The sequence below is a fragment of the Protofrankia sp. CiT1 genome (genome assembly GCF_917627335.1).
Lineage (GTDB): Bacteria > Actinomycetota > Actinomycetes > Frankiales > Frankiaceae > Protofrankia.
On sequence record NZ_CAKJTP010000108.1, the window covers coordinates 1775 to 14652 of the forward strand.

A 12878-nucleotide genomic window follows, 5' to 3' on the forward strand; every position below is an offset into this window, starting at 1 on the left:
CGGTCCCACGCCGGACCCGGCAGACCCATCGGGCGGGTCCTGACCGGCAGAGCATGGGCCAGCGCCGGGCGGGGCCACACCCGGCGGGGGGTCAGCGCCAAGCGGTCTCCGAGACAGGGGAGCGGCCGATGAGCGGGCGCCACCACGACTCGTTGTCGCGGTACCAGGCGACGGTCTCCTTCATCCCGTCGGCGAAGCCGATCTCGGGTGCCCAGCCGAGCTCGGCCCGCAGCTTGGACGAGTCGAGCAGGTAGCGCCGGTCGTGCGACGGCCGGTCCGGCACGATCGTCTTCAGTGACGCGGGCAGGCCCAGCTCACCGAGGACGGTGTCGGCGATGGTCTCGATGTCGGCCTCGACGCCGCTGCCGACGTGGTAGGTCTCGCCGACCCGGCCCCGCTCGAGCACCGCGTCGATCGCCCGGCAGTGGTCGGCGACGTGCAGCCACTCCCGGCGGTTGCGTACCGAGGCGTACAGCGGCAGGTTCTCACCCTGCAACGCCCGGGTGACGAACAGCGGGATGACCTTCTCCGGGAACTGGTACGGCCCGTAGTTGTTCGAGCAGTTCGTGATGGTCACGGGCAGGTCGTAGGTCAGGCCGTAGGCGCGCACCGCGTGGTCGCCGCCGGCCTTCGCCGCGTTGTACGGCGTGCGGGGCAGGTAGGGGGAGTCCTCGGTGAAGGCGCCCGGGTCGTCGAGGTCCATGTCGCCGTAGACCTCGCACGTCGAGATCTGGTGGAAGCGCGCCACACCGACCGTACGGGCGGCCTCCAGCAACGTCTGGGTGCCGATGACGTTGGTGGAGAAGAAGTCCCCCGGGCGGATGATCGCCAGGCTGTTGTGCGACTCGGCGGCGAAGTTGACCACGACGTCGACGTGGTGCTCCCGCAGCAGCGACTCGATCAGCTCGCGGTCGCGGATGTCGCCGTGCACGAAGGTGATCGCGTCCAGCACGTCGGTGAGGTTTTCCCGGCAGCCCGCGTAGGTCAGCGCGTCCAGGGCGACCAGCTGGTCGCCAGCGTGGTGCTCGCGCCAGTATCGGATGAAGTTTGACCCGATGAAGCCAGCGGCCCCGGTCACCAGCAGCGTCGACATGGTGTGAACGTCCCCCTTGGGATGAAGTCGTGATCGGCGGCCCCCGGACCGCCCGGACGCCAGCCTCTCATGTCGGTTACTCAGCCCACTGCTCAGCCCACGCCAGGTGCTCAGCCCGGCCGGGCGGCTGCGCTGGCGCTGGTGGCGGGGCCGCCGCGGTGATGGCGGCGGGGCTGCCACACCGCGCTCGAGCGCGGTGGCTCCCTCCGGACGTCGCCTGCGCGCCGCCCGCCGGGCACGACGGCGACGAAGGTGACGAAGGTGACGAACGCGGTTCCCGCCGGCTGCGCCCGGTGCACCCAGGTACGGGCGAGCCAGGTGACCGTACTCTGTGACTATGGGCTCGGTGGTGAAGTTCGTGGGCGCAGGCCGGGTGCCGAGGCACGCGATCGAAGTTCGACCGAACAGGCCCTTCGTTCGCTGACGTCCCAGGAAGGCCACGTACATTTATGATCATCGCGTCCGACCTGGAGTTGCGCGCTGGCGCCCGGACTCTTATCGAGGCGGTGTCGTTCCGTATCCAGCCGGGTGACCGGATCGGGCTTGTCGGCCGCAACGGCGCGGGTAAGACGACGCTGCTCAGGACGTTGGCCCGCGAGACGCTGCCGTTCGCCGGAAAGGTCGACATCCGCGGCGACCTCGGTTATCTCCCCCAGGAGCCCCGGGCCGGCGACCCGGCGGACAGTGCCCGTGACCGTGTCCTGTCCGCCCGCGGCCTCGATGTGATCGTGCGGGAGATGGAAAAACTCCAGGTGGAAATGGCGGAGCTGGTCGACGATGCCGCGCGGGACGTGGCGATCCGTCGCTACGGCCGCCTTGAGGAGCGTTTCGGCACCCTCGGCGGATATGCGGCCGAGGCCGATGCGGCCCGGATCTGCTCCGCGCTGGGACTCGCGGACAGGGTGCTCGGCCAGCAGCTGGAGACGCTGTCCGGCGGCCAGCGCCGTCGGGTCGAGCTGGCTCGCATCCTGTTCGGTGGCGCCGGTGACACCGACGCCACCCTGCTGCTCGACGAGCCCACCAACCACCTCGACGCCGACTCGATCATCTGGCTGCGTGAGTTCCTGCGCTCCCACAGCAGCGGGCTCGTGGTGGTCAGCCACGATGTCGATCTGCTGGACCGCTGCGTCAACAAGGTTTTCTACCTCGACGCCACCCGTGCCGCGCTGGATGTCTACAACGTCAGCTGGAAGACCTACCTGGCCCAGCGGGAGCTTGACGAGCGCCGGCGGCGGCGGGAGCGGGCCAACGCCGAGAAGAAGATCGACGCCTTGAAGGCCCAGGCCGACAAGATGCGGGCGAAGGCCACCAAGGCCCGCGCGGCCCACCAGATGGACCGCCGGGCCGACCGGCTTGCCGCCGGGCTCGCCGCGGTGCGGGTCGCGGACCGGGTCGCCAAGCTGCGGTTCCCCGATCCGGCTCCGTGCGGACGGACCCCGCTGACCGCCACCGGCCTGTCGAAGTCCTATGGGTCGCTGGAGGTCTTCACCGGAGTCGACCTGGCCATCGACCGTGCCGCGCGGGTTGTCATCCTCGGCCTCAACGGTGCCGGCAAGACGACCCTGCTGCGGATGCTCGCCGGTGTCGAGTCCCCGGACACGGGCGAGGTCCACCACGGTCATGGGCTTCGGCTGGGCTACTACGCCCAGGAGCACGAGACCCTGGACATCAACCAGTCGGTGCTTGACAACATGCGCGCTACCGCGCCGAGTACCTCCGACGTGGAGCTGCGCCGCATCCTCGGCGCCTTCCTGTTCAGCGGCGACAGCGTGGCCCAGCCGGCCGGCACGTTGTCGGGCGGGGAGAAGACCCGGCTGGCGCTGGCCGGCCTGGTGTGCAGCGCCGCGAACGTGCTGCTGCTGGACGAGCCCACCAACAACCTTGACCCGGCGTCGCGGGACGAGGTCCTCGCGGCCCTCGCCACGTTCCGCGGAGCGGTCGTGCTGGTCACCCACGATCCGGGCGCGGTGGAGGCGCTGGCCCCGGACAAGGTGCTCATGCTGCCGGACGGCGTCGAGGACTCCTGGTCCGCGGATCTTGTCGAGCTGATCACGCTTGCCTGACCGGGGCGGGCGCCGGTGCTGTACCCGCCGGCCGTGCCACAACCTGTGGGGGAGCGTCGAGCAAGGGATGGTCGTGTGAGCGCGGAAGGTGGCACGAAGGCGGTTCTGGCCGCGCTGTCGGCCAATCTGGGGATCGCGGCGGCGAAGTTCGTCGGCTTCCTCATCACCCGGTCGTCGTCGATGCTGGCCGAGTCCATCCACTCGGTCGCGGACTCGGGCAACCAGGTCCTGCTGCTCGCGGGCCAGCGGCACGCGGCCCGGCCCGCTGATGAGGAACACCCCTTTGGCTACGGCCGCTCGCGCTACATCGCCGGCTTCCTCGTCGCGATCGTGTTGTTCAGCGTCGGCGGGCTGTTCTCGGTCCATGAGGGGGTGGCGAAGCTGCGCCATCCCCATGAGCTCGACAGCGCACTGGTGGCGATCGTCATCCTGCTGGTCGCGACCGCGCTGGAGGGATTCTCCCTGCGGACCGCGGTCGCCGAGGCCCGGCACGTCAAAGGAGCCGCCTCCTGGTGGGAGTTCATCCACGCCGCGCGTGCCCCGGAACTGCCGGTGGTGCTGATGGAGGATCTTGCCGCGCTGGTGGGCCTCGTGTTCGCGCTTGCCGGCATCGGTCTCACCATCGTGACCGGCGACCCGGCCTGGGATGCCGTGGGCACCCTCGCGATCGGCATCCTGCTGCTGGCGGTGGCCGTCATCGTGGCGGTCGAGACCCAGGCGATGCTGGTCGGGGAGGCAGCCACCCCGGCGATGGTCGCCGCCATCCGCGACGCTCTCGCGGAATCGCCGCACATCACCCGGGTCATCCACCTGCGCACGCTGCACCTCGGCCCGGACGAACTGCTCGTGGCAGCGAAGATCGGCATGGATGTCACGCTTACCCTGCCGGCTGTCGCGTACGCGATCGACAGCGCTGAGGCGCGGCTGCGGGCGGCTGTACCGATCGCGCGCAGGGTCTACCTGGAGCCGGACATCGCCCGGGAGACCGATGAACCGCCCGTGCGAGCGATGAACCTCCCGTCGGCTGGCCGCTGACGCCGCCGGGCGCGCCGGCTGGTCGGCTGGTCGGCGCACCCGGTCGGGGCAGGTGGCCGGTTGGCCGGCGCCGGCTGTCACAGCGTCCCGGGCAGGAAGGCGCGGGCGACAATCGCGCTGAGGGCTCCGACGCCGGTCAGGCCCAGCGGAAGGGCTCCTGCCTGGGTCATGTCGCCTGGACGGTCCGGGCGTGGGTCAGGCGCCAGCGCGGGCACCAGCAGCCAGCAGTAGAACGGCAGCCAGGACCGCCCGGGATCGACCGCGGCCAGGCCGGTCAACATCCCGAACCCGATCGCGGGGACGGCACCGGCGAGAAAGGGCCATCCAGGGGTGAGCCGGACGCGCCGCGCCGCCCGGATGATCGTTGGCCCGCAGGCGACCAGCACAACCGTGAGGCCGGGAGGAACGCGCGCGACCCACGCCGGCACACCCGAGCCGATGCCGGGGATGTGCGCGGCGGCGTGGGCCACCTGGTCACGCGCGACAGTCAGCCCGTCCGGCCAGGAGAACCCCAGCAGCGCGGCCACGGACAGCGGCACCAGAACGCACGCGCCAGTGATCACGTTGAGCAGCGGCCGCCGGCGGACGAAGTAGACGGCCACAACCGCGACACCCAGCCAGGGAATCCCGTAGCCGCACAGCGTCGCCACGCCGATGCCCAGCCCACATGCTGCCGCCCACCACAGCCGCCGCCCCGGCTCGGAGCCGATGACCCCGAGCGTGACGGATGCGGCGGCGAGTGTCGCGGCCAGCGCGTCCGCGGCCGGGAGCCATACCGCCCACGGCGCCAGCACCAGCACCGGGACGAACCGCCGGGCGGCCCGTTCATGGCACAGTGACCGGACCGCGATCGTGACCAGCGGGACGGTGGCCGCGCCCACGAGCGTCAGTATGGCGCCGAGCGTGCTCGGCGCCCCCATCCCCAGCCGCGTCAGCGCCCACAGCAACAGCGTCAGGCCGGGGGGATGGGCGCGGGTGTCGTAACCGTAGGCGGCGGCGTGCTGGGCGTACGTCCGCAGGAACCCCAGCGGATCCCCGCCCACGGCGGCCATGTCCGACAGGTAGCCCCGCTCGCCGCCCAGCGGGGCGGCCAGGCCGCCACAGCCGCTCACCGAGGCCAATGCCAGGGTCCACGCCACCGATGCCGCGTATCCGACGACCAGCAGCGGACCCCACCGGATCCGAATGTGAAGATCCTGCCATACCGCGATGATGACCACGGTCATGACGGCCGGAGCGAGGAGGGACGCCAGCGAAATATGCGCGCGTCGCTCCGCCGTGAACGGTATGCCAACAAGCGTCCTCGGCAGCGGCACGGTATCGCTCCCGCCGCCGCGCAGCAGTGCGGTCAGGCCCAGACAGGCGATTACCGTACCGATCCACACCGCGATTTCCCCGAGCCCGGCGCTGCCCGCACCGGGTTCTCCGCCGGCTTGCCGGTTGCCGCCTGGATCCTGGCCGCCTGATCGAATCGAGGTCCGCAAAGACGTTCTCACGACCGCACGCCCGGCGCAATGACCACATGTGCACCGTAGCCAGGTCGACGCTGCTGGGTTCGGATGGTGCACGATGTTCCTGGCGCGGATTCGACGATGTCCGTTGCGGCGCGCTGAAGTCCCTGTTCGGCCAGCCAGGGCGATGAGGGACGCTGGTCTTCGCTGGCGTCGGCGGACGCGCTGTTTCTCCTGCCGGGTGGGCGGAACAGCTGTGCTCCCGTGGCCGGGCGTTGGTGTTCCGGTGGTGGGAGGAAGGGAAAGGCTGGGCCTATCCCGGGGGTTGCTCGGGCGCGCGAAGAGGATCAGTGTGATGGATCACATGCGCTTCGAGTGGCGCGTTCACCGCGACTGAGTGAAGATCGGTTCGCAGATCATCTATCACGGAGGGGGCCACATTGGCCGAGCTTAGGAAAGGAACCCGGATCACCGGCGCGGAGCGCGACAAGCTTGCATCAGAGCTTCGGAAGAAGTATGAGGCGGGGCAGAGTATCCGCCTCCTCGCTGAGTCGTCGGGTCGTTCGTACGGGTTCGTTCATCGGATCCTCTCGGAGTCCGGAACGACTCTGAGAGGCCGAGGCGGCGCAACCCGAGGCAGTAAGAAGAAGAGCGTCTGATCATGTCGCGACCGGCCGCCGTCGATCTGGCGGCGGCCGGGGTGACCCTGGCGATCGAAGGCTCACGGGCGACCGTAACCATTGATCGCCAGGATCACGACGCCGGATGGGCGCGTGCCGCGTCCACCGCGGGAGCGCTGGCGGATATCGGGAGATGTCTATCCGGGAACATCCGGCTTGTGCTTCTGCGGATCATCGGTGGTTTACCGTGCCCCGATCGTGGTCGAGTCGATGCAGCCGCTGCTGACGGCTTGGAGCGGCCCGGTACGACGGGCCTCGGTACAGCGGGTATGACGGGTATGACGGGCGTCGGTATGGATGGCATGGGCAGCCGGCCGCCCGCCCAGTGCTGGTTGTCCCGGCCCGACCTGTTCAGCGTCGCTGTCGTCAGCGGGTACGCCGTGGACGCGCTTCACTTGGCGCTCGCCTGCGATCTGCGGGTTTTCTGCGAGGACGCATATCTGGCCATGACCGGAATCCACCAGGGACTCGTCCCGGCGCTGGGCGTGTCCCGCACGCTGGTTGATCTGATTGGTTACAGCCGGGCGCTTGATCTCTGCGTGACGGGACGCGTGTTGTCCGGGAGGCAGGCGTATGAACTGGGGCTCGCGGAGCGGCTGGTGGCCCCGGGCGATCGGGATGACACGGTGGAGGATCTCGTGACCGGGCTGCTGGCGGCACCCCGCGGGCTGGCCGTTGAGATCAAGGCGCTGTTGCTGCACAGCCGTGAGCGCACCCGGAAGGATCAGTTGCGGGCCGAACGCGATGCCTGGCTCCGCACCGCGCGGGAGGCCGCGCCACCGGGATGAGATCTCACCGGGATGAGAGCGCGGGAATGATCCGCTGGTGGGGCCTGCTTACAGTGTTACACAAGCAGCGGCATCGATTCCTGGGGTGGACTGATGAGATTTGCGGAGGGCGGGCCGCCCATCAGCGCACGGGCTTTCCAACGTGATCGTTCGATTGTGCATCAGAAACTTCGGCCAGGTACTCTGCGCCGGATCGTGGAGTTCGCACGCCCGTACCGGCGGATGCTGGCCGGTTTCCTCGTGCTGATCATAATTGACGCGGCGCTGGGCGCCACCACGCCGCTCATCTTCAAATCGATCATTGATGATGGCATCATCCCCGGCCGGGTGGGTGTTGTGGAGGCGCTCGCGGCGCTGGTCGGGCTGATCGCCGTCATCAGCGCGCTGCTGGCGCTGGCGCAGCGCTGGTTTTCCGCCCGCATCGGCGAAGGCCTCATCTTCGACATGCGGTCACGGGTATTTGATCATATCCAGCGCCAGCCGCTGGCCTTCTTCACCCGCACCCAGACCGGCGCGCTGATCTCCCGGCTGAACAACGACGTCCTGGGCGCGCAGTCGGCCTTCACCGGGACGCTGTCCGCCGTCTTGTCCAACGTCGTATCCGTCGGTTTCGTGCTTGCCGCGATGGTCGCGCTGTCGTGGCAGATCACCGTCGTGTCGTTGGTCCTGCTGCCGGTGTTCATCATCCCGGCGCGGCTGCTCGGCCCGAAACTCGCCGCGCTCACCCGGGAGGGCTACGGGCTCAACGCCGAGATGAACACGACGATGACCGAACGGTTCAACGTGTCGGGGGCGATGCTCGTCAAGCTTTACGGCCGCCCGTCAACGGAGAACCACGGCTTTGTCGCCAAGGCCGCCCGCGTCCGCGACATCGGGGTGACCCAGGCCATGTACGGCCGGATCTTCTTCGTCTCGCTGACCATGGTCGGGGCGCTGGCAACCGCGATCGTCTACGGGGTCGGCGGACGCTTCGCGGCCGAGGGCGCGCTCGAAGTAGGCACGGTCGTCGCGCTGACGTCGTACCTCTCCCGCCTCTACGGGCCGCTGACCCAGCTGTCGAACGTCAACGTGGACGTGATGACCGCGCTGGTCTCCTTCGAGCGGGTGTTCGAGATCCTCGACCTGACGCCGGCCATCGCCGACCGGCCGACCGCGGTCGACCTGCCGCGCGGGTCCGCGACGATCGAATTCGACAACGTCGACTTCGGTTACCCGGCCGCGGACGAGGTCTCGCTGGCATCGCTGGAGTCGGTGGCGGTGCTCGACGGCCGGGTGCCCGAGCCCGTCCTGCACAACGTCTCGTTCCAGGTGGCCCCCGGTGAGCTGGTGGCGTTGGTAGGCCCGTCCGGCGCCGGCAAGACGACGATCAGCCAGCTGGTGCCGCGGATGTATGACGCGCGTTCCGGCACGGTGCGCGTCGGCGGCCATGACGTCCGCGACGTCACCCTGCGGTCGCTGCGCGACGCCGTGGGCGTTGTCACCCAGGACGCGCATCTGTTCCACGACACGATCCGGGCGAATCTCGCCTACGCCCGTCCGGAGGCGAGCGAGGAGCGGATGTGGTCGGCGATGGAGGCGGCCGCGATCGCCTCCGTCGTGCGGGCGCTGCCCGACGGCCTCGACACGGTTGTCGGTGACCGTGGCTACCGCCTCTCCGGCGGGGAGAAGCAGCGCCTGGCCATCGCCCGGCTGCTGCTCAAGGAGCCTTCGATCGTGGTCCTCGACGAGGCCACCGCGCACCTGGACAGTGAGTCCGAAGCGGCGGTCCAGCGGGCGCTGGCCACCGCCCTGGCCGGCCGGACAGCACTGGTGATCGCGCATCGTCTGTCAACGGTTCGTGATGCCGACCGGATCCTGGTGATCGAGGGCGGCCGGGTGGCCGAAAGCGGGCGGCACTCCCAGCTGCTGGCCAGCGGCGGCTTGTACGCGGAGCTGTACCGCACCCAGTTCGAAGGCCAGCGTCCGGTTCCGCCGGTGCTGGTGGCCGAGGGCCGGGCCCCTCGCGGTCGCGGCGAGCCCGAAGCCGTGGCCACGGCTGTCAGTTAGAGCGCGTTTGAGATCGTCATTCCGGCTCGCCGCGCCCAAGCGGCCCCTGGCCGCGTTCTCGGCCAGGCCGATACCACTCATCCGGTATCGGCCTGGCCCGCGGCTTTGCCGGCAGCCACCTGGGCGCGGCTGCCTGGTCGAACGGCAACGTCTGGAACACGCCGAGCACCGCGGCCGGCCGGCCGTGTCGTTCTCAGGCCTGGTCGCCCGGTGGCCCGCCCGACGCGTCAGGCGACGTTTTCCGTATATGTGTGCCCGGATTCACCGTGGACCGGCCGGGCCATTTCACGCGGGCCGTCCGGGCTGTTGCCGCGGGCCGGACGGCGTCACATCCCCGGGGTGCCGGGGACGGGCAGGACTACGCCGGGCGTCCTTTGCCACTGTCGGTGGGAGTCTGGTCGGAGGCGTCATCGCCACTCGCCGACGCCGCATCGGGCTCGTCATGCGGGAGGGAAATGTCGACATCGCCGGACGGATGGCGGTGGATCGCCGGGTTTTCACTCATCTGCCTGCCCACCGTGACCTGGGTAGTTATCCTGGACCTGCCCGCCTGCGCAGCCGCTGGGGAGCTCGCCGGGGAACTCTCGGCTCCGGTGCCGACGCTCTGATCCGGTTCGTGTCCACGCGCTCCGCAGCAGTGCGGACACGTTGACCGTACGCCTGGTCGCCACATAACGCAGCCGATGGCGTAGCTGGGTCCTTTTTCCTGTAGACGAAAAACGTTCCGGGTGTCGTTCAGTCGATAGCGGGGGCGGTGTCCAGGCCCCCCGCATCATTTCCTAGGCTTATCCCGTGTCTCGTCGCGCGAAAATTGTGTGTACACTCGGTCCGGCCACCAGCTCTCCCGACATGATCCGGGCGCTGGTCGAAGCCGGAATGGATATTGCCCGTCTCAACCTCTCGCATGGCTCCCATGATCAACATGTCGAGACCTACCTGCGCATCCGCGCCGCCGCTGACGCCGTCGGGCGCAGCGTCGGCATCCTGGTCGATCTTCAGGGGCCGAAGATCAGGCTGGGGAAGTTCGGGTCCGGGCAGGTCACCCTGCTGCCCGGCCAGCACTTCACGATCACCACCGATGACGTCGTCGGTGACCAGAACCGCGTGGGAACAACGTTCTCGGGGCTGACCGCCGACGTCTCCAAGGGGGACCGCATCCTCGTCGACGACGGCCGGCTGGTGCTCGATGTCACAGACGTGATCGGCGCCGACGTCCATACGACGGTTGCCATCGGTGGGCCAGTCAGTGATCACAAGGGTATGAACATCCCGGGCGCGGCCCTCGGCGTGCCCGCGTTGACCGACAAGGACACCGAGGACCTCCGTTTCGGGCTCGGCCTGCCCGCTGACATGATCGCTTTGTCCTTCGTCCGGTCGGCTGCCGACATCGAGAAGGTACGGACGGTGATGGACGAGGCCGGTGTGCGTATCCCCGTCCTTGCCAAGATTGAGAAGCCGCAGGCTGTCGATCAGCTTGAGGAGATCGTCGAAGCCTTCGACGGTCTGATGATCGCGCGTGGCGACCTGGGCGTGGAAATGCCCCTGCAGGTCGTGCCGCTGGTCCAGAAACGTGCTGTGTCATGGGCGCGCGAGCGCGCGAAGCCCGTGATCGTGGCCACCCAGGTGCTGGAGTCAATGGTCCACGCCCCCCGGCCCACCCGTGCCGAGGCCAGCGACTGCGCCAACGCGGTCCTGGACGGCGCTGACGCGATCATGCTGTCGGCGGAGACCAGCGTCGGTGACTACCCCATCGAGGCGGTGTCCACGATGGCTCGGATCATCGAGACGGTAGAAGTAGATCTTTCTCGGATCCCGCCGCTGCGGACCCGTCCACGGACGGTCGGCGGCGCCCTGGCCGAAGCCGCGGCGAACGTCGGCGGCGCTATGGGGGCCCGTTACCTCGTCGCGTTCACCCAGAGCGGGGACACCGCACGGCGGCTCGCCCGGTATCGCAGCCCCATCCCGTTGCTGGCCTTCACCCCGGTGCAGGCGGTCCGCAGCCAGCTGGCTCTGCTGTGGGGCGTCGAGACCTTCCTGGTGCCGTTCGCGCACAGCACGGACGAGATGGTCCGGCAGGTCGACAGCGCGCTGCTGCACCTGGAGCGTTGCCGGCCGGGTGAACTGGTTGTCGTGGTCGCGGGGACACCGCCGGGGGTGGCCGGGATGACCAACACCATCCGGGTGCACCGCATCGGCGAAGAGGTATAGCCCTGCCCCAGCGAGTGCCTTCGGCGCGATCTGGGAGCCCGTCTCCTGGGCTGGTCGTTGTGGGGGGTTTGTAGATCACCTGATGATGATCTACAAAGGGGAGGGGTCGGTGCGTCCGCTCCGCGGAAACCTGGGGGCCCTGGCTCGCGGGCCGTCGCCGAGCCGCGAGAGGACGGATCAGCCCGTAGTGCCCGCGTCACGATGATGCGGCCCGGGGCCGGGCTGGACATCCGCGCGCTGTGCGTCCCGGCCGGCTGTGGCCGGCTGGATGCGGCTGATCAGGTTTACTGGGTGGTCAGGCGAACGGATGGCAGGACTGTCCCACGGTCGTGGCAGTGTGCGCCATTGGTGTGAACGCCGCTGTTCCAGCGGGCGGAGGTCCTGGGGACCCGCGAGGCGATGGCCTGGTTCCCAGGGGCTTCAGCTCCCTGGGCCATTCGCCGGACCCTGACCCGGCCCAACCGACCCGGGAGCGTGTCATGACCGAACAGCCGGCGCGGCGGCCTCGTGAACGGCTTCGTGAAACAGACCGCGGCAACGATGCCGCCGAGGGGCAGGGCTCTTCGCCGGCTGAGGCCCAACCCGGTACGGAGCGCCCGGCGGCTCCGTCCGGCCCGTCCGCCGATCGGCCGGATCCGCGGACCGAGGCGCCCGCCCCGCGCCGGACAGGCACGGTGCAGCCGCGTGGGCAGTCCGGGGCGCACCGTTCCCCGCCGGCCGCTGCTCCTTCGTCCGCCGCTCCTTCGCCTGGCGCCCCCTTGGCCGGCGCTGCTGTGTCCCCCCCTGAACGGGGCTCCGGCGGCCAGCCGCCGGTGGCGCGCCCGGCGCAGGCGAGTCCTCGACCGGTGAGTCCCGCGTCGGTGAGTCCCGCACCGGAACGGCCCGCACCGGAACGGATGCTGCCAGTGGCTCAGCGGCGGGTGGCGTCTCAACGGGCCGAGGCACCGGCCGGCACGACGGCCGCGGCGGTGCCGACCGGCCAGGGTGACAACGGGCCATCGCGGTCCGGACCGGAGCGCCAGCAGACCCCGCGGCCCGCACCGGGCCGTGCCGCCGCGGACGCCGCGAAGGACTCAAACGGCGCGGGTGCTCGCCCGGACCCAGCCGCGACTTCCTCCCGGCCGGCGGCACCCGTGCGACCGGCCGCGCCGAGTCCCGGTCCCGCATCCAGCCCTGCCGCCGGCCCCGCTCGGACAGCGCCGGGGCTGCCGGCGACGCCGCGTGCGGAACCCTCGCGTACGGAGAATCGCCAGGTTGAGAACCGGCGGCCCCCGCAGCCCCGGCAGGCGGCACCGAACGGACCCCGGTCGGCTGATCGCGGGCCGGTGGACCGCCAGCCGGGCGGCGCGGCAGCCGAGGCGGCCAAACCCACCGAGACCAGGTCACCCACAGCGCCGCGGCCTTCCCTGGAGGCCCCCACCACGCGGATTTCCCCGCAGCGATCACGGTCACCAGCGCCGGAGACAGGCTCCGAGCGTGCCGAGCCGCCGCCCTGGACGCCCGCGCCCCAGCCT

The 12878-nt window shown here is 70.0% G+C and carries 9 protein-coding genes and 1 pseudogene; 7 read left to right on the top strand and 3 right to left on the bottom strand.

The window, feature by feature from the left end; all coding sequences use genetic code 11:
• Positions 1–91: 91 nt before the first annotated feature.
• A complete protein-coding gene (gene rfbB, locus MJ785_RS15730; RefSeq protein ID WP_239311332.1) occupies positions 92–1093 on the bottom strand; it encodes a dTDP-glucose 4,6-dehydratase in 1002 nt (333 codons plus the stop codon).
• Between the two features lie 449 nt (positions 1094–1542).
• On the opposite strand from rfbB, the gene MJ785_RS15735 reads away from it, so the two are divergent.
• Both MJ785_RS15735 and MJ785_RS15740 read left to right on the top strand, forming a co-directional pair.
• Positions 1543–3156 (top strand): ABC-F family ATP-binding cassette domain-containing protein, encoded by a 1614-nt coding sequence (locus MJ785_RS15735; protein WP_239311333.1) that lies wholly within the window; start codon positions 1543–1545, stop codon positions 3154–3156.
• A gap of 75 nt (positions 3157–3231) precedes the next feature.
• Positions 3232–4191, top strand: coding sequence for a cation diffusion facilitator family transporter (locus MJ785_RS15740; protein ID WP_239346319.1), 960 nt, complete (start codon positions 3232–3234; stop codon positions 4189–4191).
• A gap of 77 nt (positions 4192–4268) precedes the next feature.
• On the opposite strand, the gene MJ785_RS15745 is transcribed toward MJ785_RS15740, so the two are convergent.
• On the bottom strand, positions 4269–5576 hold the full coding sequence (locus tag MJ785_RS15745; protein ID WP_239346320.1) for a hypothetical protein: 1308 nt from the start codon (positions 5574–5576) through the stop codon (positions 4269–4271).
• Between the two features lie 506 nt (positions 5577–6082).
• Here MJ785_RS15745 and MJ785_RS15750 point away from each other — a divergent pair.
• The 5 genes from MJ785_RS15750 to pyk all read left to right on the top strand — a co-directional run bounded on the left by MJ785_RS15750 (position 6083) and on the right by pyk (position 11364).
• Positions 6083–6301 (top strand): helix-turn-helix domain-containing protein, encoded by a 219-nt coding sequence (locus MJ785_RS15750; protein WP_131766260.1) that lies wholly within the window; start codon positions 6083–6085, stop codon positions 6299–6301.
• Positions 6302–6303: 2 nt separating this feature from the next.
• The gene (locus MJ785_RS15755; RefSeq protein WP_239372443.1) at positions 6304–7110 is read left to right on the top strand and encodes an enoyl-CoA hydratase-related protein; all 807 of its coding nucleotides are present in this window, start codon (positions 6304–6306) and stop codon (positions 7108–7110) included.
• Between the two features lie 93 nt (positions 7111–7203).
• On the top strand, positions 7204–9156 hold the full coding sequence (locus MJ785_RS15760) for an ABC transporter ATP-binding protein (RefSeq protein ID WP_239346322.1): 1953 nt from the start codon (positions 7204–7206) through the stop codon (positions 9154–9156).
• A 455-nt stretch (positions 9157–9611) separates the two neighbouring features.
• A complete protein-coding gene (locus MJ785_RS15765) occupies positions 9612–9764 on the top strand; it encodes a hypothetical protein (RefSeq protein WP_239311338.1) in 153 nt (50 codons plus the stop codon).
• 184 nt (positions 9765–9948) lie between these two features.
• Complete coding sequence (pyk, locus tag MJ785_RS15770) at positions 9949–11364, top strand: pyruvate kinase (RefSeq protein WP_239311339.1); 1416 nt, start codon at positions 9949–9951, stop codon at positions 11362–11364.
• Between the two features lie 928 nt (positions 11365–12292).
• Here pyk and MJ785_RS15775 read toward each other — a convergent pair.
• Positions 12293–12878: pseudogene (locus tag MJ785_RS15775) on the bottom strand (hypothetical protein); the annotation flags it as partial.